Source organism: Streptomyces sp. NPDC047061 (assembly GCF_040643955.1).
Lineage (GTDB): Bacteria > Actinomycetota > Actinomycetes > Streptomycetales > Streptomycetaceae > Streptomyces.
On the sequence record NZ_JBEYVI010000002.1, the window covers coordinates 324,262 to 351,058 of the forward strand.

The following is a 26,797-nucleotide window of genomic DNA, read 5'->3' on the forward strand; positions in this document are numbered from 1 at the left end:
ATGGGAATCCGCAAGTACAAGCCGACTACGCCGGGCCGTCGTGGCGCCAGCGTCGCCGACTTCGTCGAGGTCACGCGGTCCACGCCGGAGAAGTCGCTGGTCCGCCCGCTGCACAGCAAGGGCGGCCGTAACAACGCCGGTCGTGTGACCGTTCGCCACCAGGGTGGCGGACACAAGCGCGCCTACCGAGTGATCGACTTCCGTCGTCACGACAAGGACGGCGTGCCGGCGAAGGTCGCGCACATCGAGTACGACCCCAACCGCACCGCGCGCATCGCGCTGCTGCACTACGCGGACGGCGAGAAGCGCTACATCCTCGCCCCGCGCAACCTGCAGCAGGGCGACACCGTGGAGAACGGTCCCGGGGCCGACATCAAGCCGGGCAACAACCTGGCCCTCCGCAACATCCCGGTCGGTACCACGATCCACGCGATCGAGCTCCGTCCCGGCGGTGGCGCCAAGTTCGCCCGCTCCGCGGGTGCCTCGGTGCAGCTGCTCGCGCGTGAGGGCGCCATGGCGACCCTCCGTATGCCGTCCGGCGAGATCCGCATGGTGGACGCGCGCTGCCGCGCCACCGTCGGTGAGGTCGGCAACGCCGAGCAGTCGAACATCAACTGGGGCAAGGCCGGCCGCAAGCGGTGGCTGGGCGTTCGCCCGACCGTCCGTGGTGTCGTCATGAACCCGGTCGACCACCCGCACGGTGGTGGTGAGGGCCGGACGTCCGGTGGTCGTCACCCCGTGTCCCCGTGGGGCAAGAAGGAAGGTCGTACTCGTTCGCCCAAGAAGGCGTCGAACAAGTACATCGTCCGCCGCCGCAAGACGAACAAGAAGCGTTAAGGACTGGTTGAGATGCCTCGTAGCTTGAAGAAGGGGCCCTTCGTCGACGACCACCTGATCAAGAAGGTGGACGCCCAGAACGAAGCCGGCACCAAGAACGTCATCAAGACCTGGTCCCGCCGCTCGATGATCGTCCCGGCCATGCTGGGTCACACCCTCGCGGTGCACAACGGCAAGACCCACATCCCGGTGTTCGTCACCGAGTCGATGGTCGGCCACAAGCTCGGCGAGTTCTCGCCGACCCGCACCTTCCGGGGCCACGTCAAGGACGACCGGAAGTCGAAGCGCCGCTAGCAGCGGATCGCATTCAGACACGTAAGTAACTGAGAGGGACAACCATGGAAGCCAGGGCCCAGGCGCGGTACATCCGCGTCACGCCCATGAAGGCCCGCCGCGTGGTGGACCTGATCCGTGGCATGGACGCCACGGAGGCTCAGGCTGTTCTGCGATTCGCTCCGCAGGCAGCCTCCGTGCCGGTCGGCAAGGTGCTCGACAGCGCCATCGCCAACGCCGCGCACAACTACGACCACACCGACGCCGACAGCCTCTTCATCTCCGAGGCGTACGTCGACGAGGGTCCGACCCTGAAGCGGTTCCGGCCGCGCGCCCAGGGCCGTGCCTACCGGATCCGCAAGCGGACCAGCCACATCACCGTGGTCGTCAGCAGCAAGGAAGGAACCCGGTAATGGGCCAGAAGGTAAACCCGCATGGGTTCCGGCTCGGTGTCACGACCGACTTCAAGTCGCGTTGGTACGCCGACAAGCTGTACAAGGACTACGTCAAGGAAGACGTCGCCATCCGTCGGATGATGACGTCCGGCATGGAGCGCGCCGGTATCTCGAAGGTGGAGATCGAGCGCACCCGTGACCGCGTGCGGGTGGACATCCACACCGCTCGTCCGGGCATCGTCATCGGCCGCCGTGGCGCCGAGGCCGACCGCATCCGCGGCGACCTCGAGAAGCTCACGGGCAAGCAGGTCCAGCTGAACATCCTCGAGGTCAAGAACCCCGAGACCGACGCTCAGCTGGTTGCGCAGGCCGTTGCCGAGCAGCTCTCCTCCCGCGTCTCCTTCCGCCGTGCCATGCGCAAGAGCATGCAGTCGGCGATGAAGGCCGGCGCCAAGGGCATCAAGATCCAGTGCGGTGGCCGCCTCGGCGGCGCCGAGATGTCCCGCTCGGAGTTCTACCGCGAGGGCCGCGTGCCCCTGCACACGCTCCGCGCGAACGTGGACTACGGCTTCTTCGAGGCCAAGACGACCTTCGGCCGTATCGGTGTGAAGGTCTGGATCTACAAGGGCGACGTCAAGAACATCGCCGAGGTCCGCGCCGAGAACGCCGCAGCCCGCGCCGGCAACCGCCCGGCCCGTGGTGGTGGCGCTGGTGACCGCCCGGCCCGTGGTGGCCGTGGTGGCGAGCGGCGCGGTCGCAAGCCGCAGCAGGCTCCCGCTGCCGAGGCCCCCCAGGCCGAGGCCGCTGCCGCTCCGGCTGCTGAGAGCACCGGAACGGAGGCCTGACCGACATGCTGATCCCCCGTAGGGTCAAGCACCGCAAGCAGCACCACCCGAAGCGTCGCGGTGAGGCCAAGGGCGGTACGACGGTCGCGTTCGGCGAGTACGGCATCCAGGCCCTCACGCCGGCGTACGTGACCAACCGCCAGATCGAGGCGGCCCGTATCGCGATGACCCGCCACATCAAGCGTGGCGGCAAGGTCTGGATCAACATCTACCCGGACCGCCCGCTGACGAAGAAGCCTGCCGAGACCCGCATGGGTTCCGGTAAGGGTTCTCCGGAGTGGTGGATCGCGAACGTGCACCCGGGCCGGGTCATGTTCGAGCTGTCCTACCCCAACGAGAAGATCGCCCGTGAGGCCCTGACTCGCGCAGCCCACAAGCTGCCGATGAAGTGCCGGATCGTCAAGCGCGAGGCAGGTGAAGCGTGATGTCGGCCGGTACCAAGGCGTCCGAGCTGCGCGAGCTGGGCAACGAGGAGCTTCTTGGCAAGCTCCGCGAGGCCAAGGAAGAGCTGTTCAACCTCCGCTTCCAGGCGGCGACGGGTCAGCTCGAGAACCACGGCCGTCTGAAGGCGGTCCGCAAGGACATCGCGCGGATCTACACCCTGATGCGCGAGCGTGAGCTGGGCATCGAAACGGTGGAGAACGCCTGATGAGCGAGAGCAACGTGACTGAGAAGAACGAGACGCGGGACAGCTTCCGCAAGACCCGTGAGGGTCTCGTCGTCAGCGACAAGATGGACAAGACCGTCGTCGTCGCCGTCGAGGACCGCGTCAAGCACGCGCTGTACGGCAAGGTCATCCGCCGTACGAACAAGCTCAAGGCGCACGACGAGCAGAACGCTGCCGGCGTCGGCGACCGGGTTCTCCTGATGGAGACCCGTCCGCTGTCGGCGACCAAGCGCTGGCGCGTCGTCGAGATCCTCGAGAAGGCCAAGTAATTTCCTGCGGGGCACCCCTCGCAGGACAGTTCCGCCAGGCTCCGGGGGCCGTTCCGCTGAACGGCCCCCGGGGAACCGGCAGACAAACAGGAGATAGACGTGATCCAGCAGGAGTCGCGACTGCGTGTCGCCGACAACACTGGTGCGAAGGAGATCCTTTGCATCCGTGTGCTCGGTGGCTCCGGTCGCCGCTACGCGGGCATCGGTGACGTCATCGTCGCCACCGTCAAGGACGCGATCCCCGGCGGCAACGTGAAGAAGGGTGACGTCATCAAGGCGGTCATCGTTCGCACCGTCAAGGAGCGCCGCCGTCCGGACGGCTCGTACATCCGCTTCGACGAGAACGCCGCTGTCATTCTCAAGAACGACGGCGACCCTCGTGGCACCCGTATCTTCGGCCCGGTCGGCCGTGAGCTGCGCGAGAAGAAGTTCATGAAGATCATCTCGCTGGCTCCGGAGGTGCTGTAAGCATGAAGATCAAGAAGGGCGACCTGGTCCAGGTCATCACCGGTAAGGACAAGGGCAAGCAGGGCAAGGTCATCGCGGCCTACCCCCGCGAGGACCGTGTCCTGGTCGAGGGTGTCAACCGGGTCAAGAAGCACACCAAGGCCGGTCCGACCGCTCGCGGTTCGCAGGCCGGCGGCATCGTCACGACCGAGGCGCCCGTCCACGTCTCCAACGTCCAGCTGGTCGTTGAGAAGGACGGCAACAAGGTCGTCACGCGTGTCGGTTACCGCTTCGACGACGAAGGCAACAAGATCCGCGTTGCCAAGCGGACGGGTGAGGACATCTGATGGCTACCACCACTGCTCCGCGTCTGAAGCTGAAGTACCGCGAGGAGATCGCGGGCAAGATGCGTGACGAGTTCAAGTACGAGAACGTCATGCAGATCCCCGGCCTCGTCAAGATCGTGGTCAACATGGGTGTGGGCGACGCCGCCCGCGACTCCAAGCTGATCGAGGGCGCCATCCGCGACCTCACCACGATCACCGGCCAGAAGCCGCAGGTCACCAAGGCCCGCAAGTCCATCGCGCAGTTCAAGCTGCGTGAGGGCCAGCCGATCGGTGCCCACGTCACGCTCCGTGGCGACCGCATGTGGGAGTTCCTGGACCGCACCCTGTCGCTCGCGCTGCCGCGCATCCGCGACTTCCGTGGTCTGTCCCCCAAGCAGTTCGACGGCCGTGGCAACTACACCTTCGGTCTCACGGAGCAGGTCATGTTCCACGAGATCGACCAGGACAAGATCGACCGTACCCGGGGTATGGACATCACCGTGGTGACCACGGCGACCAACGACGCTGAGGGCCGCGCGCTCCTTCGTCACCTCGGCTTCCCGTTCAAGGAGGCGTGAGCGAGATGGCGAAGAAGGCTCTGATTGCCAAGGCCGCCCGCAAGCCCAAGTTCGGTGTGCGTGGCTACACGCGCTGCCAGCGCTGCGGCCGTCCGCACTCCGTGTACCGCAAGTTCGGCCTGTGCCGCGTGTGCCTTCGTGAGATGGCTCACCGTGGCGAGCTGCCGGGCGTGACCAAGAGCTCCTGGTAATCCCCCTTTTAGGGATTCTCAGGGCTCTCGGTAAGCAATGGGCGTGTCAGGCGCCCTCCCTTCCATGGCTTAGGCTTGGAGGGTTGGGCGCCTGACAGTCGCCCGTACGACTTACTACGCCGTAGGTCCACCGCGCCGCACCCGTCCCGTCTCGGATCGGGGAGAGGGATGGCGCACCAGGAAACCCCGGCGAGAGAGGCCACAGGCCAATTCATGACCATGACTGATCCGATCGCAGACATGCTGACGCGTCTGCGGAACGCGAACTCGGCGTACCACGACTCCGTGACGATGCCGGCGTCCAAGATCAAGTCTCACATCGCGGAGATCCTCCAGCAGGAGGGCTTCATCACGGGCTGGAAGGTCGAGGACGCCGAGGTCGGCAAGAACCTCGTCCTGGACCTGAAGTTCGGTCCCAACCGTGAGCGCTCCATCGCGGGCATCAAGCGGATCTCCAAGCCCGGTCTCCGGGTGTACGCGAAGTCCACCTCCCTGCCGAAGGTGCTGGGCGGCCTCGGCGTGGCGATCATCTCCACGTCGCACGGTCTCCTCACCGACAAGCAGGCCGGCAAGAAGGGCGTAGGCGGGGAAGTCCTCGCCTACGTCTGGTAGCAGAAGGGAACGGAGGAAACAGCTATGTCGCGTATCGGCAAGCTCCCCATCGCGGTTCCCGCCGGCGTGGACGTCACCATCGACGGCCGCACGGTGCAGGTCAAGGGCCCCAAGGGCGAGCTGACCCACACCATCGTGGCTCCGATCGACATCGCCAAGGGCGAGGACGGCACTCTCGCGGTGACCCGCCCCAACGACGAGCGTCAGAGCAAGGCCCTGCACGGCCTGTCCCGCACGCTGGTGGCGAACATGATCACCGGCGTGACCCAGGGTTACGTGAAGAAGCTCGAGATCAGCGGTGTCGGTTACCGCGTGACCGCCAAGGGCTCGAACCTCGAGTTCGCGCTCGGTTACAGCCACCCGATCCTGGTCGAGGCCCCCGAGGGCATCACCTTCAAGGTCGAGGCTCCGACCCGTTTCTCGGTCGAGGGCATCGACAAGCAGAAGGTCGGCGAGGTCGCGGCCAACATCCGCAAGCTGCGCAAGCCCGACCCGTACAAGGCCAAGGGCGTCAAGTACGAGGGCGAAGTCATCCGCCGCAAGGTCGGAAAGGCGGGTAAGTAAGCCATGGCATACGGACAGAAGATCCTCAAGGGCGACGCCTACAAGCGCGCCGCGATCAAGCGCCGTCACATCCGGATCCGTAAGAACATTTCCGGTACGGCGGAGCGTCCCCGTCTGGTCGTTACCCGCTCGAACCGCCACATCGTGGCCCAGGTGATCGACGACATCAAGGGTCACACCCTGGCGTCGGCGTCCACGCTGGACACCTCGGTCCGTGGTGGCGAGGGTGACAAGTCCGCGCAGGCCAAGCAGGTCGGCGCCCTGGTCGCCGAGCGCGCCAAGGCCGCCGGTGTCGAGGCCGTGGTGTTCGACCGTGGTGGTAACCAGTACGCCGGGCGCATCGCCGCCCTGGCGGACGCCGCCCGCGAGGCCGGGCTCAAGTTCTGAGCCGCTTGTAGCTAGCGGAAAGAGAGAGGTAATCCAATGGCTGGACCCCAGCGCCGCGGTGGCGGTGCCGGTGGCGGCGAGCGGCGGGACCGGAAGGGCCGTGACGGCGGCGCTGCTGCCGCCGAGAAGACCGCGTACGTTGAGCGCGTTGTCGCGATCAACCGCGTCGCCAAGGTTGTGAAGGGTGGTCGTCGCTTCAGCTTCACCGCGCTCGTCGTGGTGGGTGACGGTGACGGCACCGTGGGTGTCGGTTACGGCAAGGCCAAGGAGGTGCCGGCCGCCATCGCCAAGGGCGTTGAGGAGGCCAAGAAGCACTTCTTCAAGGTCCCGCGTATCCAGGGCACCATCCCGCACCCGATCCAGGGTGAGAAGGCTGCCGGCGTCGTCCTGCTCAAGCCCGCGTCCCCCGGTACCGGCGTCATCGCCGGTGGCCCGGTGCGTGCCGTGCTCGAGTGCGCCGGCGTTCACGACATCCTGTCGAAGTCCCTGGGCTCCGACAACGCGATCAACATCGTGCACGCGACCGTGGCGGCCCTCAAGGGCCTGCAGCGTCCCGAGGAGATCGCGGCCCGCCGTGGTCTGCCCCTCGAGGACGTCGCCCCCGCGGCTCTGCTTCGTGCGCGTGCGGGAGCGGGTGCGTAATGGCTCGCCTCAAGGTCACGCAGACGAAGTCGTACATCGGCAGCAAGCAGAACCACCGTGACACCCTGCGGTCCCTTGGTCTCAAGGGGATCAACACCGTGGTCGTCAAGGAGGACCGCCCCGAGTTCCGCGGCATGGTGCACACCGTCCGCCACCTCGTGACGGTTGAGGAGGTCGACTGATCATGGCGGAGAACAACCCGCTCAAGATCCACAACCTCCGTCCCGCCCCCGGCGCCAAGACCGCCAAGACCCGTGTCGGTCGTGGTGAGGCGTCGAAGGGTAAGACGGCCGGTCGTGGTACCAAGGGTACGAAGGCCCGTTACCAGGTTCCGGAGCGCTTCGAGGGTGGCCAGATGCCCCTCCACATGCGTCTTCCGAAGCTGAAGGGCTTCAAGAACCCGTTCAAGACCGAGTACCAGGTCGTGAACCTCGAGAAGCTGGCCGCGCTGTACCCGGAGGGTGGCGAGGTCACCGTCGAGGGTCTCGTCGCCAAGGGTGCCGTTCGCAAGAACAGCCTCGTCAAGGTCCTCGGCCAGGGTGAGGTCTCCGTGGCGCTGCAGGTGACGGTCGACGCCGTCTCCGGCTCCGCCAAGGAGAAGATCACCGCCGCCGGCGGCACCGTCACCGAGCTCGTCTGATCATTTCGGACGTCTCGATGACGTAAGCATTTCCCGACCGGGGATACCTCACAATGGGGTATCCCCGGTTGGTCGTTCCAAGGGGGGCGGTGCGGCCGGTAAGGTGGCCAGCACTGTTCTTTTTTCTCATTCGTCGAACCTCAAGACCGTCACCCTTGACGCAGTTGCGCGGGGGTCGCAGGAGGCACCGTGCTCACCGCGTTCGCCCGGGCGTTCAGGACGCCCGACCTGCGCAAGAAGCTGCTCTTCACGCTCGGCATCATCGTGGTGTACCGGGTCGGTACCCACATCCCGATCCCCGGCGTCAACTACAAAGCCGTCCAGACGTGTGTCGGCGAGGCGTCCGGCAACCAGGGCCTGTTCGGTCTTGTGAACATGTTCAGCGGTGGCGCGCTGCTCCAGATCACGATCTTCGCGCTCGGCATCATGCCGTACATCACCGCGAGCATCATCCTTCAGCTGCTGACCGTGGTCATCCCGCGTCTGGAAGCCCTGAAGAAGGAGGGCCAGGCGGGCACGGCGAAGATCACGCAGTACACCCGTTACCTGACGGTGGCGCTTGCCATCCTGCAGGGCACCGGCCTGGTGGCCACCGCCCGCAGCGGCGCCCTGTTCTCCGGCTGCACGGTCGCCTCCAGCATCGTTCCGGACCAGGCGATCTTCACCACGATCACCATGGTCATCTGCATGACCGCCGGTACGGCCGTCGTCATGTGGCTCGGCGAGCTGATCACCGACCGCGGCATCGGCAACGGCATGTCGATCCTGATGTTCATCTCGATCGCCGCGACCTTCCCGTCCGCGCTGTGGACCATCAAGAAGCAGGGCACCCTGGCCGGCGGCTGGATCGAGTTCGGCTCGGTCATCGCGGTGGGCCTGGTCATGGTCGCGCTGGTGGTCTTCGTCGAGCAGGCCCAGCGCCGCATCCCGGTGCAGTACGCGAAGCGCATGATCGGCCGCCGTTCCTACGGCGGTACGTCCACGTACATCCCGCTCAAGGTCAACCAGGCCGGTGTGATCCCGGTCATTTTCGCCTCGTCGCTGCTCTACATCCCGGCACTGGTCGCCCAGTTCGCGGGCGGTACCTCGGGCTGGAAGACGTGGATCGAGACCAACCTGACCAAGGGCACGCACCCCGTTTACATCAGCATGTACTTCTTGCTGATCGTTTTCTTCTCGTTCTTCTACGTGGCGATCTCCTTCAACCCCGAGGAAGTCGCCGACAACATGAAGAAGTATGGTGGCTTCATCCCGGGCATCCGGGCTGGCCGACCGACCGCTGAGTACCTGTCGTACGTGCTCAACCGGATCACCTGGCCGGGTTCGCTGTATCTGGGGCTGATCGCTCTCGTGCCGACGATGGCGTTGGTGGGCTTTGGGGCAAGCAACAACTTCCCGTTCGGTGGTACCAGCATCCTGATCATCGTGGGTGTGGGTCTGGAAACGGTGAAGCAGATCGAGAGCCAGCTTCAGCAGCGCAATTACGAAGGGTTCCTCCGCTGATGCGAATCGTCCTCGTCGGGCCGCCTGGCGCCGGTAAGGGAACGCAAGCCGTTCGCCTTGCCAAGGAGCTGCAGATCCCGCATATCTCCACGGGCGACCTGTTCCGCGCCAACATCAGCCAGAAGACGGAGCTCGGGAAACTCGCGAAGTCCTACATGGACGCCGGCAACCTGGTCCCCGACGAGGTCACCATCGCCATGGCCAAGGACCGCATGGAGCAGGAGGACGCCGTGAACGGCTTCCTGCTGGACGGTTTCCCGCGCAACGTCTCGCAGGCCGAGGCGCTCGACGAACTGCTGACGACCGAGAAGATCAAGCTGGACGCCGTGCTCGACCTGGAGGTCTCGGAGGACGAGGTCGTCAAGCGGATCGCGGGCCGCCGCATCTGCCGCAACGACTCGTCCCACGTCTTCCACGTGACGTACACCCCGCCGAAGGTCGAGGGCGTCTGCGACATCTGCGGCGGCGAGCTGTACCAGCGCGACGACGACTCCGAGGACACCGTCCGGACGCGGCTCGAGGTCTACCACACGCAGACCGAGCCGATCATCGACTACTACAAGGCTCAGGGTCTGGTCGTGACGATCTCCTCCCTGGGTCCGGTGGACGAGATCACGCAGCGGGCGCTCGAGGTGCTCAAGCGCGAGAAGGCCGAGAACAAGTAGATCGCGCCGTCCGACCGGTCGCGGTGCCCTCAGGGGCGCCGCGACCGTCGTGTTTGTGCACACGGTCCGGCGGACAGCCGGGCGAACGAGGTCGTCAAGCGGATCGCATGGTTCCTTGTCATATTCATGCCCAACTCTTAATTGATGTGGACATGAAGTCCGCAGGACACATAGTGTTCACAGCGACCTCACCGGCAACACCGGTGATGCACAACCTAGTTGGGGGAACAGTGATCAACTCGAAGCTCGCTCGCGCGGCCATGGTGGTCGGCGCGTCCGCCGCCCTGGTGGTCGGGCTGAGTGCTTCGGCGCAGGCCGACAGCGACAAGCAGATCAACCTTCCGTCGAGCCGTGGCTACATGCACTTCCACGACGACGGCGATGTCTTCTCGGTCTGCGACACCAAGGCCGACGGCTACGGGGTGACCGGTGCTCTGTGGGTCCGGAACTCCGCCGGCATCACGTCGAGGCTGTGGACCCTCGACGACGGCGGCGACTCCGGCTGCGACAAGAAGGGCGAGAACATCGGCCAGCTCTCCGTCTACAAGATGGAGGTCTGGTGGAACGGGGGCGGCGCTGCCGTCTGGTCGCCGGACTGGTTCAACGAGTAAACCGCGGGTGAGTTCGCTCTCGGCCCAGGCGCCTTGATGCTGCACCTGCCAGTGGGCTGAGATCGACCGCAGAGGGGCTGCTCCGGTATCGCGGGAGCAGCCCCTTCCTCGTTGTCCCGCACACCGACCGGCCGGATCCCGGTCCCCGTCGTCTTTCCCGTGGAGGTTCGAGCATGGCTCCCGACCCGCATGCCCGCGCGGCGTTCACCACGTCCTCTCCCGAGGCGCGACCAGCAGCGGAATCCGCCGAACGGCCGCGGCCGCGGCCGCTTCCTCGCCCTCGCAAGCCTCGACGCCTGCTGGTGGCCGCCGCCGTCGCGGTGCTCGTCGCCGTGGGGCTCGCGGTGCCGCTCGCGCTGCGCGGCGGTGACACGCAGGAGCGGGCCGCCGGTGTGCCGGATGCCAAGGACGTGGCGGCGCACCCGGACCAGTCGCCGCCCCGGGAGCTGATCGCGGCGGGGCGGACCGCCGTCTCGGCGTACTACACGGCGAAGCTCGTGAAGCAGCCGGACGGGAACGCGATCGGCACCTACGAGTGGCGGCTGCTCGACACGACCACCGGGCGGTACGAGAAGACCGACTGGGCCTGGCTGGACGTCGCCCCCGGGACGCGGACCGCGGCGGTGCTCGAGCGCGATCTGCCCGTCCGCCGGATAGGACTGCTGGACCTGGCCACGGGCAAGGTGCGGCGCTGGATCAAGGTCGACCGGAGCGTCGGCGGCGTGCAGTTCTCACCGGACGGCGGACGCCTGCTGGCGACGGCGTACCGCCTCAACCCGGACGGTCTGTTCAAGGACGCGTCCTACCGCTGGAACGACGAGACCGTCCCGGGACCGAAGCAGAGCCGCACCGGCTTCTACGTGATCGACGTCGCCTCCGGCAGGGCGGACTTCGCCGAGCGGCCGGCCAGGAAGAGCGAAGCCCCCGCCGCAGGTCGTCAGGACTTCTCCTGGAGCCGGGACGGGAAGCTGGTGTGGGAGTCCGGCGGCAACAAGGCGATCTACTACGACGTGACCGGCAGGAGGAAGCCCGCCCCGGATCAGGAGGCGGGTACGTCCTCCCCGGAAGGGATCCGGTCCCCTGACGGAACCCTCATGACCGGCGCCTTCGTCGGGGAGGGCGACGACATCGTCTCCGAGATCCGGAACACGAGGACCGGCGGGCGGGCCGCGGTGGTCCCCGGCCAGCAGCTGCTCGCCTGGGCCGACGACAGCCACCTCATCGCCTGGCGGTGCGATCCCGAACAGTGCAGCCCCGGCAAGGGCGAGTTCCGCAACCAGCTGCTCCTGGTCGGGCTGGACGGCAAGGTCACTCCGCTCTCCGGCTTCCGGGCGCCGGATCTGCGGGACGAAGGCCGCTGGACCCCGCTGTTCACCCGGCGCTGACCTGGGTGCGGCCGTGATCGGCGCGACCGCGTGTTGCCGCGCCGCCAGGTGGCCGTACTGTTGCGGTGTACAAAACAGGACCCGCACCCGTGAGGAAGCAGAGCTGATGGTGCAGATCAAGACCCCCGAGCAGATCGCCAAGATGCGTGAGGCGGGGCTGGTCGTCGCCGCCATTCACGCGGCGACGCGTGAGGCAGCGGTGCCCGGGGCCACGACCAAGGATCTGGACCAGGTCGCGCGCAAGGTGCTCGCGGAGCACAACGCGAAGCCGAACTTCCTCGGCTACGGCGGCTTCCCCGCCACCATCTGCACGTCCGTCAACGACGTCGTCGTCCACGGCATCCCCTCCGAGGACGTCGTTCTCAAGGACGGCGACATCATCTCCATCGACTGCGGTGCGATCATCGACGGCTGGCACGGCGACGCGGCCTACACCGCCTTCGTGGGCTCCGGTCACGCTCCGGAGCTGATCGAGCTCTCCCGGGTGACCGAGGAGTCGATGTGGGCCGGCATCGCGGCGATGAAGCAGGGCAACCGGCTGGTCGACGTCTCGCGGGCGATCGAGACGTACATCCGCCGCCAGCCGAAGCCGGGCGGCGGCAAGTACGGGATCATCGAGGACTACGGCGGCCACGGCATCGGCACCGAGATGCACATGGACCCGCACCTGCTGAACTACGTCGACCGGCGGCGGGGCAAGGGGCCGAAGCTGGTGTCCGGGTTCTGCCTGGCCATCGAGCCGATGGTGTCGCTGGGGACGCCCCGGACGGAGGTCCTGTCGGACGACTGGACCGTGATCACGACGGACGGTACGTGGTCGTCGCACTGGGAGCACAGTGTTGCGCTGACCGAGGAGGGTCCGCTGGTGCTGACGTCTCCCGACGGGGGGAAGGCGAAGCTGGCCGAGCACGGGGTCACGGCTGCGCCGGATCCGCTGGGCTGAGCAATTTTCGACGCTGCGGTCCGGTGGGGGCTTGTCGCGCCCGCGCGGCGGAGCCGCATATGTATACAGCCCCGCGCCCCTTACGGGGCGCTGCGCGCTTAATGATCTGCCTTCTGGGGCAGGCTTTCCCGATTCGTCTTTCCGGGTGCGCTGACGTAGACTGACTCGTCGGCTCTCGTGCACCCGCATGTCCGCATGCGCCCGTGAGTATCCCAAGCGGGAAGCGTGGGAGTCGATCAAGGTAGTCGATTCGAAGGGCGAAGCGTGGCCAAGAAGCAAGGTGCCATCGAGATCGAGGGCACTGTCGTCGAGTCTCTTCCGAACGCCATGTTCAAGGTCGAGCTCCAGAACGGCCACCAGGTCCTGGCACACATCAGCGGCAAGATGCGTATGCACTACATCCGCATCCTCCCTGACGACCGGGTCGTGGTGGAGCTGTCTCCGTACGACCTGACGCGTGGCCGGATCGTCTACCGATACAAGTAGATCTTGCCCACGTCCCGCGCGAGCGGGGCCGCCGGCAACTGACCCGGAGAACCTCAATCCCATGAAGGTCAAGCCGAGCGTCAAGAAGATCTGCGACAAGTGCAGGGTGATCCGCCGTCACGGTCGGGTCATGGTCATCTGCGAGAACCCGCGCCACAAGCAGCGCCAGGGCTGACGCAGGACCAATCCCTCTGCATCGACATCGCAGAGATTCGCGCGACGCGAGCTGAAATGTTCATAGGCAGGACCCAGGCGCCGCGGTGCCTGACACCCCCGGCTCGGAGGCCGGGGACCCAGTTCGTACCTAATCTTTGGCTGCGTCTTTTGAACAGCGTGAAGAGGCCGGCGGCTGGGAACCGGTTCTGCGGAAGACCTCCGAAGATCACCAGGAGCCATTGAATGGCACGCGTTTCCGGTGTTGACATCCCGCGCGAAAAGCGCGTGGAGGTCGCCCTCACCTACGTGTTCGGCATTGGCCGGACACTCTCCCAGCAGACGCTGGCCGAGACCGGTATCGACCCGAACACCCGCGTTCGCGACCTGACCGAAGAGCAGCTCGTCGCCATCCGCGAGTACGTCGACAACAACATCAAGACCGAGGGTGACCTCCGTCGCGAGATCCAGGCCGACATCCGCCGCAAGGTCGAGATCGGCTGCTACCAGGGTCTGCGTCACCGTCGCGGCCTGCCCGTCCGCGGTCAGCGCACCAGCACCAACGCCCGCACCCGCAAGGGCCCGCGTCGCGCCATCGCCGGCAAGAAGAAGCCGGGCAAGAAGTAGTCCGCAGCGGACAACGCTTCATCAGCGGTCTTCGCTGTAGGACCGACCACCTCCCCGTAGGAGTTACTAGATGCCCCCCAAGGGTCGTCAGGGCGCTGCCAAGAAGGTGCGCCGCAAGGAAAAGAAGAACGTCGCTCACGGCCACGCGCACATCAAGAGCACGTTCAACAACACGATCGTCTCCATCACGGACCCGTCCGGCAACGTGATCTCCTGGGCCTCCGCCGGCCACGTCGGCTTCAAGGGCTCCCGGAAGTCCACGCCGTTCGCCGCGCAGATGGCCGCCGAGTCAGCTGCCCGCCGCGCCCAGGAGCACGGCATGCGCAAGGTCGACGTGTTCGTGAAGGGCCCGGGTTCCGGTCGTGAGACCGCGATCCGCTCCCTGCAGGCCACGGGCCTCGAGGTCGGCTCCATCCAGGACGTCACCCCGACCCCGCACAACGGCTGCCGTCCGCCGAAGCGTCGTCGCGTCTGACGTCGTTTCGCAGGGCTGCTCGGGCGGTACGGCTCCGTAAGGGGCGTACCGCCCGTACCCTTGCAGTACCCGCGCCCTTCACGGGCGCGGTCCCGTCGGACGTCAAATAGTGGGCGTCCACGAAAGAAGGATCTGATCCACACATGCTGATCGCTCAGCGTCCCTCGTTGACCGAAGAGGTCGTCGACGAGTTCCGCTCCCGGTTCGTGATCGAGCCGCTGGAGCCGGGCTTCGGCTACACCCTCGGCAACTCCCTCCGCCGTACCCTCCTGTCCTCGATCCCCGGCGCTGCTGTCACGTCGATCCGGATCGACGGCGTGCTGCACGAGTTCACCACCGTGCCGGGCGTCAAGGAGGACGTCACCGACCTGATCCTCAACATCAAGCAGCTGGTCGTCTCCTCGGAGCACGACGAGCCGGTCGTGATGTACCTGCGCAAGCAGGGTCCGGGTCTGGTCACCGCCGCGGACATCGCGCCCCCGGCCGGTGTCGAGGTGCACAACCCCGACCTCGTCCTCGCCACGCTCAACGGCAAGGGCAAGCTGGAGATGGAGCTCACGGTCGAGCGTGGCCGCGGTTACGTCTCCGCCGTGCAGAACAAGCAGGTGGGCCAGGAGATCGGCCGTATCCCGGTCGACTCCATCTACTCGCCGGTGCTGAAGGTCACGTACAAGGTCGAGGCGACCCGTGTCGAGCAGCGCACCGACTTCGACAAGCTGATCGTCGACGTCGAGACCAAGCAGGCGATGCGTCCGCGTGACGCCATGGCCTCCGCCGGTAAGACCCTGGTCGAGCTGTTCGGTCTCGCCCGCGAGCTGAACATCGACGCCGAGGGCATCGACATGGGCCCGTCCCCGACGGACGCCGCCCTTGCCGCCGACCTGGCGCTGCCGATCGAGGAGCTGGAGCTCACGGTCCGTTCCTACAACTGCCTCAAGCGTGAGGGCATCCACTCCGTGGGTGAGCTCGTTGCGCGCTCCGAGGCGGACCTCCTGGACATCCGCAACTTCGGTGCGAAGTCCATCGACGAGGTCAAGGCGAAGCTGGCCGGCATGGGCCTGGCGCTCAAGGACAGCCCGCCTGGATTCGACCCGACCGCTGCGGCTGACGCGTTCGGCGCCGATGACGATGCTGACGCCGGTTTCGTGGAGACCGAGCAGTACTGATTCGGCTGCCGGTCCGTTGTGGCTGGTCGCGCAGTTCCCCGCGCCCCTTACGGGGCGCGGACCCTCCGGGCGTCTGAAAAGGCGCCCGGATCTCCGACAGACAACCGTCTGCTCGGATACTGACCTCGGTACCTGACACGGCCGGGGCAGACACACAGGAGAAGAACCATGCCGAAGCCCACCAAGGGTGCCCGTCTGGGCGGCAGCGCCGCGCACGAGAAGCTGCTCCTCGCGAACCTCGCGAAGTCGCTCTTCGAGCACGGCCGTATCACCACCACCGAGGCGAAGGCGCGCCGTCTGCGCCCGTACGCCGAGCGTCTGGTCACCAAGGCGAAGAAGGGCGACCTTCACAACCGTCGTCAGGTGCTCCAGGTCATCACGGACAAGAGCATCGTGCACACGCTCTTCACCGAGATCGGCCCGCGGTACGAGAACCGTCCCGGTGGCTACACCCGCATCACCAAGATCGGTAACCGTCGTGGCGACAACGCGCCCATGGCTGTCATCGAGCTGGTCGAGGCGCTGACGGTTGCCCAGCAGGCGACCGGTGAGGCCGAGGCCGCGACGAAGCGTGCGGTCAAGGAGGCCGAGGAGACCAAGGCTGCCGAGACCGTCGAGGTCGAGGACGCCAAGGTCGACGTGACCAAGGCCGACGAGGCCGAGGACGCTGCCGAGGAGTCGAAGGACGCGTAAGCGTTCTGCCGGGGACTGCCGGCCGGCGGCTGCGGCGCCGTAGTGGCTGGTCGCGCAGTTCCCGCGCCCCTGACGGGGCGCATGAGTGGGCCTGTTCCTTTCACGGGACGGGCCCACTTTTCTTTACCTGAGAGGATTCTTCCGTGAGTGACGACGTTCAGCCCGGCCATGTGCGCATCCGTCTCGACCTGTCCTACGACGGGACCCACTTCCACGGGTGGGCCAAGCAGGCCGGTGGGAAGCGGACCGTGCAGGGGGAGGTCGAGGACGCGCTGCGGGTGGTCACGCGCTCGCAGGACACGGTGTACGAGCTGACCGTGGCCGGGCGGACGGATGCCGGGGTGCACGCGCGGGGGCAGGTGGCGCATGTCGATCTGCCGGCCGGGGTGTGGGAGGAGCAGCGGGAGAAGCTGCTGAAGCGGCTCGCCGGGCGGCTGCCGAAGGACGTGCGGGTGTGGTCGGTCGGTGAGGCGCCGGCCGGGTTCAACGCGCGGTTCGCGGCGCTGTGGCGGCGGTACGTGTACCGGGTCGGGGACCGGCCGGGAGGCGTGGACCCGCTGCTGCGCAACCACGTGCTGTGGCACGACTGGGAGCTGGACGTCGATGTCATGGACGCCGCCGCCAAGTCGCTGGTCGGAGAGCATGACTTCGCCGCCTACGCGAAGAAGCGCGAAGGGGCGACGACGATCCGGGAGATCCTCGGCTTCGGGGTGGGCCGGCGCGGCGACGGGGTCGTCGAGATCGAGGTCAGGGCCGACGCCTTCTGCCACAACCAGGTGCGGTCGATGGTCGGCGCGCTGCTGTTCGTGGGCGACGGGCACCGGGGCGTGGAGTGGCCGCGGAAGGTGCTGGACGCGGGGGTGCGGGACAGCGCCGTGCACGTCGTACGGCCGCACGGGCTGACCCTGGAGGAGGTCGCGTACCCGGCGGCCGACCAACTGCTCGAACGGCAGCGGCAGGCCCGCCGGGTACGGGTGCGGACGGTCTGAGGCTCAGCCGGCCAGGGCTTTCTTGACGGTCGGCTTGAGGAAGGGCGCCAGCGACTTGGCGTAGCTGCCGGTCATGTGGCTGTTGTCGAAGTAGACGATCTGGTCGGCGATCACCGTCGGGCAGACGTCGTCCGCGCAGAACGCGGGCAGTGAGTCGACGACCGTGGCCCCGTGGCGTTCCGCCACCTTCTGCTCGATGACGCGGAAGTCGGGGTACTCGACGGCCGTCTTCTCGTCGGGGCTGCAGGCCGTGACGTCGTGGATGTGGGTGGCGAGGCAGTCCGGGACGTTCCGGCCGGGCTGCGGGGTGTCGGTGATGTAGACGAGCTTGGCGCCGGAGGCCTCGAACTTCTTGAACGCCTTCTCGGCGCCGGCCTCGGTCACCTCGCGGCGGATGCGGCTGGTGACGACGATGACGTCCGGCTTGAGGTCCTCGATGCTCTTGAACGCCGACTCCCGCCAGCTGTCGCACTCGGAGTACTCGCGGTTCAGCTCGGGGTTCTTGATGGCGTAGACCTCGGGGGAGCAGCCGCCCTTCGCCATGGTCACCACCTTGGTGTGCAGGGACTGCCCGAGCGCGTTGAAGGCGTCGCCCCACTGCCAGGCGTGCGAGTCGCCGATGACGACGATCGTGCGCTTCCCGGTCTTGTCGCCGATGACGCAGTTGTCGCGCATGACGAACTTCTCGACGTCGGTGTTGTCGATGCAGCCGTAGTGGGTGGTGTCCTTGGGGGCGGTCGCCAGCGCGTTCAGTGCGGTCGCCGACAGCTCGCCCTGGGTCACGGCCTTGCGCACCGACGCCTCGCCGGCGTATCCGGTGGCGCCCCCGTTCACGGCGGCGGCCGAGGTGGCGAGGTTGAGCGGGATGAACAGGGCGCACGCCGTGGCCGCGGCGGCGCTCGCGGTGGCCGTGCCGCCGGCGAAGATCCCCTTCCAGGGGGTCGCCACCAGCTGCGGGTTGTTCCGGAACCGGGCCTCGACGACGTAGTACATGAGGACGGCCAGGATGAAGGACAGGGAGAGCACCCGGAAGCGGTCCGAGTAGGTGATGTCCCGGCCCACGACGTCGGGCCACAGGACCAGGATCGGCCAGTGCCAGAGGTACCAGCCGTAGCTCACGTTGCCGACGTAGTTGGTCACCGGGTTGTGCAGGATCCGCTCCACGCCGAGGCGGGGGTTGGCGCAGCCGCCGGCGATGATCATGCAGGCGCCCAGCACGGGGCCGGCCACCGCGTAGCCCGGCAGGGGGGTCTCCTTGGTGATGAGGAGCGCGGTGCCGATGGTGGTCACCAGGCCCAGCCAGGAGATCACCGCCGCCAGCCCCTGGTTCATGCGGGAGAGCAGCGGGGCGCCGAGGGCCAGCAGGATGCCGGAGGCGAGCTCCCAGATACGGGTCTGGGTGCCGAAGTAGGCGAGGGGCTGGTTCTCGGCGGTCTGCTTGACCGACAGGTACAGGGACCCGGCGATCGCGGTCATCAGGAACAGTGCCACCAGGGCGCGGTTCCGGAAGATCTTGCGGGACAGCCAGGCCGTGACGACGAGGACGATCGGGGCGGCCACATAGAACTGCTCCTCGATGCCCAGCGACCAGAAGTGCTGGTACGGGGACTGCGTCCCGTCGTTCGCGAAGTAGTCCGTGCCGGTCTCCACGAGGCGCCAGTTCATGAAGCTGAGCGCCGCGCTGAGACCGTCCTTCATGGTCTCGCGGAACCTGAGCGGGCTGGCGTAGAGCCAGGCCACGGCCGCCGTGGTGATCACGACGACGGCCATGCCGGGAGCGAGCCGCCGCATCCGGCGCGCCCAGAACTTGCTCAGCGACACCTTGCCGGTCTTCTCGATCTCCGCGAGGAGCTGGCTGCCGATGAGGAAGCCGCTCAGCACGAAACTGACGTCCACGCCGCCGTGGATGTCGAGCAGGCCGACGTGCATCGTGACCACCATCATGATGGCGACGGCACGCAGGCCCTGGATGTCCGGCCGGTACTTGCGCAGGCGTTCCGTCTGCGTGGCCGGGGAGCGATGGCGGGTCAACGGTTCTCCAGTAACTGTGTCCGGTCGGACCGGCGACTTCAGTGGGCCGTCAGGCAGGCGGCAGCCGTACCGCTGACGCGCACGCCTTGGCTGGGGATGCGGATGCCGCACGACAGCCGCAGCTGGGCGGGCAGCTCGTTCTCGGCGCCGACGTGGGCGTGGCAGCCCACCACGACCTCGCGGAGAAACGAATCGTTGCCGATCGAGGAGTCGTGGTCGACCACGGACTCGTGGATCCGGGCGCCCTCCGCCACGGTGACGTGCGCGCCGATGATGGAGCGGTCGACGACCACGCGCGGGCCGATGACCGCGTGCGGGCCGACCGTCGAGCCGCCCGTGACGAGGGCGCTCGGGTGCACGGTGGCGGTGGGATGGATCAGTGCCTCGGCCGGCGGTCCCACCAGGGGCGAGGCAGCCCGTCCGGTGACCAGGTCGGCCGACCCCTGGACGAAGGCCAGCGGGGTGCCGAGGTCGCGCCAGTAGTCGTCCGTGGTGTGGCCGAAGACCCGCCCGCCGCCCGCGACGAGCCGGGGGAAGGTCTCCTGCTCGACGCTGACCTCCCGGTCGCCGGGGATGGCGTCCAGGACGGACCGGCGGAAGACGTAGCACCCGGCGTTGATCTGGTCGGTGACGCACTCCTCCTGGGTCTTCGGCTTCTCCAGGAAGGACAGCACCCGGCCGGACCGGTCGGTGGGCACCAGGCCGAAGGCCCGCGGGTCTGCGACCCGGGTGAGGTGCAGCGTCACGTCCGCCGCGTTGGCCTCGTGGTACGCCAGGACGCCGCGCAGGTCCACGCCGGAGAGGATGTCGCCGTTGAGGACGAGCACCGGGGCGTCGGACGGGCCGCGCAGCAGCCGTCCGGCGTTGCGGATCGCCCCGCCGGTGCCGAGCGGGACCTCCTCGACGGCGTAGGAGATGTCCAGGTCCCGGGAGAAGCCCCGGAACTCCTCCTCGAAGAGGCCGGCGAGGTAGGACGTGGCGAACACCAGGTGCTCGACACCGGCGTCCATCAGCTTCGCCACCTGGTGGCGGATGAAGGAGGAGCCCGCGACGCCGAGCAGCGGCTTCGGGGTGTGGTTGGTCAGTGGGCGCAGGCGGGTTCCCTTGCCGCCCACCAGGATGATGGCTTCCTGCATGAGTGCCTCGCTGGTCAGCTGGTGGTGGTGGTGCCGGGGCCTGCGTAGCCCGAGGTGAAGCAGGTCTTGATCGCCTTCTCGGACTGGGGTCGGCCGGCGAAGTCGAGCCGGGAGGCGACCTTGTCGTCGGGCTTGGTGTTGGGGGCGTCGTCGAAGTAGATCGACCACCAGTAGACGCCGCTCATCTTCCGTTCCTGGACGACCTTGCAGACGGCGGTGTACCAGTTGGCCTGCACCTTCGGGTTGACCGCCCGCTTGGTGTAGAAGTCGCCCGGGGCGTGGTAGGCGCCGTTCATGGCGCCGATGCCGGCCTCGGCGACGGTGATCTTGGGGAGGGTGCCGGTGGCCTTCCTGTCCAGCCACTTGTCCCAGCCGTCGACCAGGTCCTGCACCGAGGCGTCGTCGTCGACCTTGACCGGGAAGTAGGCGTCGATGCCGAGGTGGTTCACCGGCATGGTGATCGGTCCCTCGACGTAGTTGTCCCAGTTCGCGTCGTAGGCGACCTCGCCGCTGAACACCTTCTCGGCGTCGTCCACGACGGTCTCCCAGTGCGCGTCGCCCTCCAGGGAGTTCAGCTCGGTGCCGATGACGAACGTGGCCGCCTTCTCGCTCTCCGCCGCCTTCAGGTATGGGGTGACGAACTTCTCGTACGAGGCGAACCAGGCGCTGCGGTCGGCGGGCTTGATGGAGCCGCGCCAGCCCTTCTCGGCCTTCAGGGAGTGCTCGTCCATCAGCGGCCGGATGGTGGTGCGCAGCCCGGCCTCGTGGAAGATCGCGAGGACGCGGGCGAGCCGCTCGGGGGTCGGGGTCTTGTCACCCCGGCTGACCGCCGTCGAGGCGAGCTTCCCGGTGAAGAACGGGAAGGAGACGCTGACGGAGTTGGCGTGCAGGCCGACCAGGTAGTTCGCGTGCAGCCGGGCCTGCTTCTCGATGTAGGCGAGGGAGTGCTTGGGGTTGTCCTCCCAGTAGAGCTGGGCGCCCCACTGCGGCATCCCCTCCTTCCACTCCTTGTCCACCTTGGCGACCTCGGTGGTCGGCGAGGGTGCCGCGGAGGTCTTGCCGTCGCCGCTCGTGGAGCCGGCCGGCCCGCTGTGCTCCTTGCCGTCGAGCACCAGGTGGGGCATGAACGAGCCGGACGACCACTGCAGCGGGTGGTCGCCGACCACGAACGGGGTCGCCACCACGAGGGCGATGACGGTGACGGGGAGCACGGCGAGCAAGGGCAGGCGTGCGCGCTTCATGAGTGTGGGGTCTCTTCCGGGTCAGGCGGGCTTGGCGATGACGACGAACTTGTTCTCCTCGCGGCGGACGAACTTCCACAGGCCCTTGATGCCGCCGATGCCCTCGATGAGGGAGAAGAACGGGAGCATGACCAGGACGGCCATGGGCTCCCACCACCTGCGCTTGCCGTTGACGGAGGCGATCGCGTTGAGTCGCAGACCTTCCCAGTACGCCCAGATCACGTAGGCGAAGCTGACCGACCAGAGGATGACCACGGACTGCGTCACGGGTGAGGTGTTCATGTCGCCGATGAACCAGGCCACGAACAGGATCGTGCCGACGTGCTGCAGTGGACCGAGGATCCAGCTCGTCACGCAGATGGTAAGGAACCAGCGGTAGCGCAGCGGCACCTTGCGGTTGAAGCAGAGGGCGACCAGGCCCCAGGCCCAGCGCTCGCGCTGCTTGATGAAGTCCTGGGTGTTGGCGGGCGAGGCGCCGTAGCAGCGGCCGTTGAACCAGTCGCTGCGGCCCGGGTAGAGGCGGCAGAAGGTCAGGGCCAGCCGGGCGTCCTCGACGATCTCCTTCGGACCGAAGTCCCAGCCGATCTCCGCCTCGATGGAGGCGCGGATGACGAGCAGCTCGCCGTGCACACCGGCGGCCGGGGTGCCGAGGCCGGTGAAGGCGCGGAACCGGGCGATGTCGTCGGCGGGGCGGATCGCGTCGGCGAACCAGGTGAGCAGGGACACCGCGTTCTCGCGCGGGTACGTCAGGATGCCCTGCGCCATGTGCTTGACCTCTTCGGGGGCCGCACGGCGCTGCCGGTTGATGAACTGGGCGAGGGACGCGGAGGTGTCGGGACCCACTCCGGTGTCGTCGTCCATGTGCAGCACCCACACGTGCTCGAGGGCCTCGCCCTCCTCGATGCGCAGCTCGTGGGCGTAGTTGTTGGCGCGGGCCTTGAAGCGGGTGCCGTTCTTGGTCTGGTAGGCCTTCGGGACCGTGACCACGCGGATCAGGTGGCTGGTCGCGGCCAGCGCGTCGATGCGCTCGGCGGCCTCACAGCCCTCCTCGGTGAGCACGTCCACGCGCATGTACGGGAACCACTCCGGCAGGTGCTCCACGTAGGAGAGGACCGAGCGCTCCAGGGCCGGGTAGGTGTCGTGGCGCCCGATGGTCGGCACCAGCACGGTCAGGAAGTCCTGCTCGACCAGGGCCGGCGGGGTCATCAGATGGGCCTTGCGGATCCGGCGCCGGATCAGCAGGAAGCCCTGGATCGACACGAGCACGCCGGGCACCGGCAGGGCCCAGCAGATGGTGATCAGCCAGGCCAGCGGCGAGTCGCTGGGTGTGTAGGACCACAGGCTGAAGAGAGTCAGGAACACGAGCGGGATCAGGAACGGCAGGATGCCCGGTTTCCACTCGGCAGTGCGTTTGGCCAGCTTCGCGTTGTGTCGCGAATGCGGGGCTCCCCCGTCGACCACTGTCGATGCCATACGGCTACATGCTCTTCCGTGAGTTCGGCGGCGGCCGAGTGGGCATGGCTCGGTGACGGGTGCCGGTGACACGAGAAACCTCGTCTCATCCGTCCCGCTCCGGGCCGTTTGTGTTGCCCCCCGGCGCCTTCTTCGGCGTTCTGCGGCCGGTCAGATGCCCCCCCGGGCTTCCTGAGCCCCGGCCGTACAAGAAATCAAATCCTGCCACGTAAGAATCCGCCAAGAAGCACTGGTGAGCAAGATGTAGTGGGAAAGTAATAAATCTATGTCTTGTGCAACCAAGTCCAGTCGAAGCCCGTCCGCCCGTCCCCGCCGCCGGTGATGACCTGCGAAGACGCATAAGTCGCTTTTACGTCTTGCAAAGTGTTCTTTCCGCTCGTGCCGGAGACATTGGCGTATGTCAGGGCCTGTCCCCATACCGTCCAGAGCACCCAGGGGGTGTCCGAAAGTGTCCTGTGCTGGGCGGAGCCGAGCGGGACGTGGAAGGACTCGGCCATGACGCGGGGCCGCTCGTAGCGCTCCAGGCCCCGGTACCAGACCTCGGTCCAGCGCTTGCCCCCGAAACGGCCGCTGCGGGGTGTCGCTGTAGTCGTCCACGCCCACGACGTCGACGTACCGCCCGCCCGGGTAGTAGTCGCCGGGCTCGCGTGCCAAGGTGCCGTCCCAGGCGCTGGGGGACCAGACGAAGAGGAGGTTGTGCAGACCGCGGTCGCCCACGAGGTGGTCGTATGTGACATGCCACAGCTTCCGGTAGGCGGCCGGATCCTGCCCCGCCCACCAGAATCCGTGCCCCGGCCTGGTGTTCATCTCGTGGTACGGCCGCAGCAGGACCGGCACCCCGTGCTCCGCGAGGTACCCCAGGTGGTCGGCCAGATAGTCCAGGTTCGCCAGCAGGGCCTGGTGCTCGGCGGTGCCCGGGGTGACCACCCGGCCGAACCAGCCGCTGTCCCGGGCCGCCGGGGAGTTCTGGTACCGGGTCTGCTCGAAGCCCTTGACGGCGCTGCCCGGGTAGGGCTGGTGGAAGGAGAAACCGACGATGCCCGCCGGGCCGCCCCCGTTCTGTGGCAGGCTCACCCGGGTCCCGGAGGCGCAGTCGACGTGCGTGCCCGAGGGGTGGTACGACCCGTCCGCCGGCCGCGGCAGCCCGGCCCATACCCCGAGCGCCAGGTCCACCGCGTCGTCGACGTACCCCCAGTACCTGCGGCAGCTCGGCCACGAGGAGCGGGAGTAGGAGCGCGGCTCGCCCACCGCCCAGCCCGGCTGCCCGTACCCGGGCCCCAGGTCCATCTCCACGAACCCCGGGAGCCTGCCGGTGATGTCGCGGGCCTTCTTGTAGTAGTAGCCGGGCTGCTTGGCGCCTCGGTAGTCGCCGTACGACGCGTTGTAGCGCTCGTTCTGCAGCTCGACGTGCTGGCCGATGACCGTCCGGGACGGCTCGCCGCGCCGCGCCCGGTTCTCCAGTCCGGCGAGCAGGGCGTAGACCCGGCGGGCGGCGGGGGTCGCGTGCGGGTCCCGCGCGCGCAGGTCCGCGGGGACCGGACGCGGGCCGCCGTCGTCGCCGGTGGCCTCGGGCCGGGTGGCCCACCATGTCAGGGGCGCGAGCAGCCCCGCCGCCACCCCGGCCCCCACGAGCCGAACCCGCCCGCGCATGTCCATCTCCCCGACCCTCCCCGGTGCACCCCGAGGAGATTCTGCCTCGAAGGGGACGGGGTCCGGCGATTCGCCCCCGGGCCGGAGGCGTGCGGTGACCCGCTGATCAGGTCGGGTGAAGCCCGCTGCCGCCGCGCGGGCGCGACCGGTCACGACGCCGCCGCGGACGAACGACGGCGCGTCGCGGCGATTCCAGCACAGCCCCTAGTTCTGGGCCGCCGCCGACGCCTGGGCCTCGCCGCGGCGGTGGATCTGGCGGAAGGTGAACTCGGCCAGGTCGTCGCCGGCCTGGAAGACCTTGGTGTCCTTGGTGGTGACGTCCTTGCCGTTGAGGAAACCGGCGGTGGTGAAGTAGGCGTAGCGGCCGTACGAATTGGTCGTCGTGCGGCAGACGCCGGAGTCGCAGAAGGCCTTCACGCCGGAGCCGGCCAGGGCGGTGACGAAGCCCTTCTTGTCGGCCTCGGTCTTGGCCTTGCTCGCCTGCGCCTCGGTGTCGAAGACGGCCACGCCGACCGTGACCGCGACGCCGTCCTTGTAGTAGGTGACACGCAGCAGGCGGGTGCAGTCGTTCTTGGTGAAGACGCTCGGGAGGGTGCCCTTGGCGGCCGTGGCGCACTTCTTGGTGTCGGCCGTGGGGCCCTTCTTGTACACCGTCTCGCCCATGGTCAGCTGGGTGCCCGGGAAGAGGGTCTCGGCGCTGAGCGGCGCCGTGTCCTTCTTCACGTTGCCTATGAACTCCTCCGGGTCCAGCGGCGGCGGCGCGCTGGTCGGCGCGAAGGACGGCGCCGGGTCGGCCGAGTCGCTGGGCAGCGAGGCGCTCGCGGGCAGGTTGGTGGGCGTGCCGGAGGCGTTGTTGTCGCCGTTCGCGGACACCACGGCCATGGCGACAGCGGTGCCGATCGCCAGCGTGGCGACCACGCCGCCGCCGATGAAGAACACCCTGCGCCGCTTGTTCCGGGTTTCCGAGGCCTCGGCGAGCGATGCCCAGTCCGGAGTCTGGCCGGTCCCGCTGCTCCAGGGCTGCTGAGACTGCGGTTTCCACGGATCCCACTGGGACTGAGGTCCCCCCTGCCCATAACTCATGGGGCGCATCTTAGACGGGGGGAGGGGGGTGCCGGTGCGACTGTACGAACGGTGATAGGGGACCTTTGGGGGCAGGACGGCGCATCCCGGTGCGGCCGCGGGCCACGGGTTTCCGCCAATGTCGACGATCGCTCGTCCCGCAGGGTCGCGCGAGCTCGTTTTGACCCTACCGGGGGCACCCCGGTACGCTAGCTCTTCGTTGTGTATTGGCCCGCTCATTCTCACGGGAGTGGCCTCTACCTAGGTTCCCTGGAGCAGTTACCAGTGGGCGGCATACGGGCAGCGTCCCCGGCATTGTCGTCCCCAGCTGCACGATCGCTTCAGTGATGCCATGTGTCAGCACCCATCCACTGAAGAAGAAGGCTGCGAAGTGCGTACGTACAGCCCCAAGCCCGGCGACGTGACTCGCCAGTGGCATGTCATTGACGCTCAGGACGTCGTCCTGGGCCGTCTCGCCACCACCGCCGCGTCTCTTCTGCGCGGCAAGCACAAGCCGATCTACGCCCCCCACGTCGACACCGGTGACTTCGTCATCATCATCAACGCCGACAAGGTGCACCTGTCCGGCAACAAGCGGACCCAGAAGATGGCGTACCGCCACTCCGGCTACCCGGGTGGTCTGCGCTCCGTCCGCTACGACGAGCTGCTGGACAAGAACCCCGAGAAGGCCATCGAGAAGGCCGTCAAGGGCATGCTCCCCAAGAACACACTGGGCCGTCAGATGCTCTCGAAGCTGAAGGTCTACAAGGGTGACGTGCACCCCCACGCTGCGCAGCAGCCGGTGCCGTTCGAGATCACCCAGGTCGCGCAGTAG

At 67.5% G+C, this 26,797-nt stretch carries 36 protein-coding genes; 30 read left to right on the forward strand and 6 right to left on the reverse strand.

Going from position 1 to position 26,797, the window contains the following annotated elements:
• The 29 genes from rplB (at nt 1) to truA (ending at nt 17,369) form a co-directional block, all read left to right on the forward strand.
• Nucleotides 1-837, forward strand: coding sequence for a 50S ribosomal protein L2 (gene rplB / locus ABZ887_RS04925; protein ID WP_041665436.1), 837 nt, complete (start codon nt 1-3; stop codon nt 835-837).
• Nucleotides 838-849: 12 nt separating this feature from the next.
• A complete protein-coding gene (rpsS, locus tag ABZ887_RS04930; protein ID WP_003992359.1) occupies nt 850-1,131 on the forward strand; it encodes a 30S ribosomal protein S19 in 282 nt (93 codons plus the stop codon).
• A 44-nt stretch (nt 1,132-1,175) separates the two neighbouring features.
• A complete protein-coding gene (rplV, locus tag ABZ887_RS04935) occupies nt 1,176-1,523 on the forward strand; it encodes a 50S ribosomal protein L22 (protein WP_003974262.1) in 348 nt (115 codons plus the stop codon).
• Nucleotides 1,523-2,350 carry a 30S ribosomal protein S3 gene (gene rpsC / locus ABZ887_RS04940; RefSeq protein WP_093499641.1) on the forward strand — a complete coding sequence of 276 codons (828 nt, stop codon included), beginning with the start codon at nt 1,523-1,525 and terminating at the stop codon, nt 2,348-2,350. Before rplV ends, rpsC begins: the two co-directional genes overlap by 1 nt.
• A gap of 5 nt (nt 2,351-2,355) precedes the next feature.
• Nucleotides 2,356-2,775: a 50S ribosomal protein L16 gene (gene rplP, locus ABZ887_RS04945; protein ID WP_030788270.1), complete on the forward strand. Its 420-nt coding sequence runs from the start codon at nt 2,356-2,358 to the stop codon at nt 2,773-2,775.
• Nucleotides 2,775-2,999, forward strand: a complete 225-nt coding sequence (gene rpmC / locus ABZ887_RS04950; protein WP_018564811.1) for a 50S ribosomal protein L29 — start codon at nt 2,775-2,777, stop codon at nt 2,997-2,999. Before rplP ends, rpmC begins: the two co-directional genes overlap by 1 nt.
• Nucleotides 2,999-3,286, forward strand: coding sequence for a 30S ribosomal protein S17 (rpsQ, locus tag ABZ887_RS04955; protein WP_361282967.1), 288 nt, complete (start codon nt 2,999-3,001; stop codon nt 3,284-3,286). The genes rpmC and rpsQ overlap by 1 nt, the downstream gene beginning before the upstream one ends.
• 99 nt (nt 3,287-3,385) lie before the next feature.
• Complete coding sequence (rplN, locus tag ABZ887_RS04960; protein ID WP_003992364.1) at nt 3,386-3,754, forward strand: 50S ribosomal protein L14; 369 nt, start codon at nt 3,386-3,388, stop codon at nt 3,752-3,754.
• A gap of 2 nt (nt 3,755-3,756) precedes the next feature.
• Entirely contained in the window at nt 3,757-4,080 is a 324-nt protein-coding gene (gene rplX, locus ABZ887_RS04965; protein ID WP_030967306.1) for a 50S ribosomal protein L24, read from the forward strand.
• Nucleotides 4,080-4,637, forward strand: coding sequence for a 50S ribosomal protein L5 (gene rplE, locus ABZ887_RS04970; RefSeq protein ID WP_123974794.1), 558 nt, complete (start codon nt 4,080-4,082; stop codon nt 4,635-4,637). Before rplX ends, rplE begins: the two co-directional genes overlap by 1 nt.
• 5 nt (nt 4,638-4,642) lie before the next feature.
• On the forward strand, nt 4,643-4,828 hold the full coding sequence (locus ABZ887_RS04975) for a type Z 30S ribosomal protein S14 (RefSeq protein WP_003948630.1): 186 nt from the start codon (nt 4,643-4,645) through the stop codon (nt 4,826-4,828).
• Nucleotides 4,829-5,041: 213 nt separating this feature from the next.
• Nucleotides 5,042-5,440, forward strand: coding sequence for a 30S ribosomal protein S8 (gene rpsH, locus ABZ887_RS04980; protein WP_089099428.1), 399 nt, complete (start codon nt 5,042-5,044; stop codon nt 5,438-5,440).
• A 24-nt stretch (nt 5,441-5,464) separates the two neighbouring features.
• Entirely contained in the window at nt 5,465-6,004 is a 540-nt protein-coding gene (gene rplF / locus ABZ887_RS04985) for a 50S ribosomal protein L6 (RefSeq protein WP_089099427.1), read from the forward strand.
• A 3-nt stretch (nt 6,005-6,007) separates the two neighbouring features.
• The gene (gene rplR, locus ABZ887_RS04990) at nt 6,008-6,391 is read left to right on the forward strand and encodes a 50S ribosomal protein L18 (protein ID WP_089099426.1); all 384 of its coding nucleotides are present in this window, start codon (nt 6,008-6,010) and stop codon (nt 6,389-6,391) included.
• A 36-nt stretch (nt 6,392-6,427) separates the two neighbouring features.
• Nucleotides 6,428-7,033: a 30S ribosomal protein S5 gene (gene rpsE / locus ABZ887_RS04995; protein ID WP_016645168.1), complete on the forward strand. Its 606-nt coding sequence runs from the start codon at nt 6,428-6,430 to the stop codon at nt 7,031-7,033.
• A complete protein-coding gene (rpmD, locus tag ABZ887_RS05000; RefSeq protein ID WP_006376032.1) occupies nt 7,033-7,215 on the forward strand; it encodes a 50S ribosomal protein L30 in 183 nt (60 codons plus the stop codon). The genes rpsE and rpmD overlap by 1 nt, the downstream gene beginning before the upstream one ends.
• A 2-nt stretch (nt 7,216-7,217) precedes the next feature.
• The gene (gene rplO, locus ABZ887_RS05005; protein ID WP_352359641.1) at nt 7,218-7,673 is read left to right on the forward strand and encodes a 50S ribosomal protein L15; all 456 of its coding nucleotides are present in this window, start codon (nt 7,218-7,220) and stop codon (nt 7,671-7,673) included.
• A gap of 189 nt (nt 7,674-7,862) precedes the next feature.
• On the forward strand, nt 7,863-9,176 hold the full coding sequence (gene secY, locus ABZ887_RS05010) for a preprotein translocase subunit SecY (protein ID WP_361282971.1): 1,314 nt from the start codon (nt 7,863-7,865) through the stop codon (nt 9,174-9,176).
• On the forward strand, nt 9,176-9,841 hold the full coding sequence (locus ABZ887_RS05015) for an adenylate kinase (protein WP_361282973.1): 666 nt from the start codon (nt 9,176-9,178) through the stop codon (nt 9,839-9,841). The genes secY and ABZ887_RS05015 overlap by 1 nt, the downstream gene beginning before the upstream one ends.
• Before the next feature lie 230 nt (nt 9,842-10,071).
• Complete coding sequence (locus ABZ887_RS05020) at nt 10,072-10,452, forward strand: hypothetical protein (RefSeq protein WP_361282975.1); 381 nt, start codon at nt 10,072-10,074, stop codon at nt 10,450-10,452.
• A gap of 173 nt (nt 10,453-10,625) precedes the next feature.
• The gene (locus ABZ887_RS05025) at nt 10,626-11,837 is read left to right on the forward strand and encodes a hypothetical protein (RefSeq protein WP_361282977.1); all 1,212 of its coding nucleotides are present in this window, start codon (nt 10,626-10,628) and stop codon (nt 11,835-11,837) included.
• Nucleotides 11,838-11,943: 106 nt separating this feature from the next.
• Nucleotides 11,944-12,780 carry a type I methionyl aminopeptidase gene (gene map, locus ABZ887_RS05030; protein ID WP_361282979.1) on the forward strand — a complete coding sequence of 279 codons (837 nt, stop codon included), beginning with the start codon at nt 11,944-11,946 and terminating at the stop codon, nt 12,778-12,780.
• 264 nt (nt 12,781-13,044) lie between these two features.
• Nucleotides 13,045-13,266 (forward strand): translation initiation factor IF-1, encoded by a 222-nt coding sequence (gene infA, locus ABZ887_RS05035; protein ID WP_003948620.1) that lies wholly within the window; start codon nt 13,045-13,047, stop codon nt 13,264-13,266.
• Nucleotides 13,267-13,327: 61 nt separating this feature from the next.
• On the forward strand, nt 13,328-13,441 hold the full coding sequence (gene rpmJ / locus ABZ887_RS05040; protein WP_003998809.1) for a 50S ribosomal protein L36: 114 nt from the start codon (nt 13,328-13,330) through the stop codon (nt 13,439-13,441).
• Nucleotides 13,442-13,665: 224 nt separating this feature from the next.
• Nucleotides 13,666-14,046 carry a 30S ribosomal protein S13 gene (gene rpsM, locus ABZ887_RS05045; protein ID WP_031167100.1) on the forward strand — a complete coding sequence of 127 codons (381 nt, stop codon included), beginning with the start codon at nt 13,666-13,668 and terminating at the stop codon, nt 14,044-14,046.
• A gap of 70 nt (nt 14,047-14,116) precedes the next feature.
• Nucleotides 14,117-14,521, forward strand: a complete 405-nt coding sequence (gene rpsK, locus ABZ887_RS05050; protein ID WP_003956432.1) for a 30S ribosomal protein S11 — start codon at nt 14,117-14,119, stop codon at nt 14,519-14,521.
• Nucleotides 14,522-14,664: 143 nt separating this feature from the next.
• The gene (locus tag ABZ887_RS05055; protein WP_003966937.1) at nt 14,665-15,687 is read left to right on the forward strand and encodes a DNA-directed RNA polymerase subunit alpha; all 1,023 of its coding nucleotides are present in this window, start codon (nt 14,665-14,667) and stop codon (nt 15,685-15,687) included.
• 168 nt (nt 15,688-15,855) lie between these two features.
• Nucleotides 15,856-16,380, forward strand: a complete 525-nt coding sequence (rplQ, locus tag ABZ887_RS05060) for a 50S ribosomal protein L17 (RefSeq protein WP_361282982.1) — start codon at nt 15,856-15,858, stop codon at nt 16,378-16,380.
• 143 nt (nt 16,381-16,523) lie between these two features.
• On the forward strand, nt 16,524-17,369 hold the full coding sequence (truA, locus tag ABZ887_RS05065; protein ID WP_361282984.1) for a tRNA pseudouridine(38-40) synthase TruA: 846 nt from the start codon (nt 16,524-16,526) through the stop codon (nt 17,367-17,369).
• 3 nt (nt 17,370-17,372) lie between these two features.
• On the opposite strand, the gene ABZ887_RS05070 is transcribed toward truA, so the two are convergent.
• The 6 genes from ABZ887_RS05070 to ABZ887_RS05095 form a co-directional block, all read right to left on the reverse strand.
• Nucleotides 17,373-19,400, reverse strand: coding sequence for an acyltransferase family protein (locus ABZ887_RS05070; RefSeq protein WP_361282986.1), 2,028 nt, complete (start codon nt 19,398-19,400; stop codon nt 17,373-17,375).
• A 38-nt stretch (nt 19,401-19,438) separates the two neighbouring features.
• Entirely contained in the window at nt 19,439-20,536 is a 1,098-nt protein-coding gene (locus ABZ887_RS05075) for an NDP-sugar synthase (protein WP_361282988.1), read from the reverse strand.
• A gap of 14 nt (nt 20,537-20,550) precedes the next feature.
• Entirely contained in the window at nt 20,551-21,777 is a 1,227-nt protein-coding gene (locus tag ABZ887_RS05080) for a hypothetical protein (RefSeq protein WP_361282990.1), read from the reverse strand.
• Nucleotides 21,778-21,798: 21 nt separating this feature from the next.
• Complete coding sequence (locus ABZ887_RS05085) at nt 21,799-23,250, reverse strand: glycosyltransferase family 2 protein (RefSeq protein WP_361282992.1); 1,452 nt, start codon at nt 23,248-23,250, stop codon at nt 21,799-21,801.
• A 150-nt stretch (nt 23,251-23,400) separates the two neighbouring features.
• A complete protein-coding gene (locus ABZ887_RS05090) occupies nt 23,401-24,900 on the reverse strand; it encodes a glycosyl hydrolase (RefSeq protein WP_361282994.1) in 1,500 nt (499 codons plus the stop codon).
• A 204-nt stretch (nt 24,901-25,104) separates the two neighbouring features.
• Complete coding sequence (locus ABZ887_RS05095) at nt 25,105-25,983, reverse strand: hypothetical protein (RefSeq protein ID WP_361282996.1); 879 nt, start codon at nt 25,981-25,983, stop codon at nt 25,105-25,107.
• A gap of 370 nt (nt 25,984-26,353) precedes the next feature.
• Between ABZ887_RS05095 and rplM the strand changes: the two genes are divergently transcribed.
• Complete coding sequence (gene rplM, locus ABZ887_RS05100) at nt 26,354-26,797, forward strand: 50S ribosomal protein L13 (protein ID WP_020941688.1); 444 nt, start codon at nt 26,354-26,356, stop codon at nt 26,795-26,797.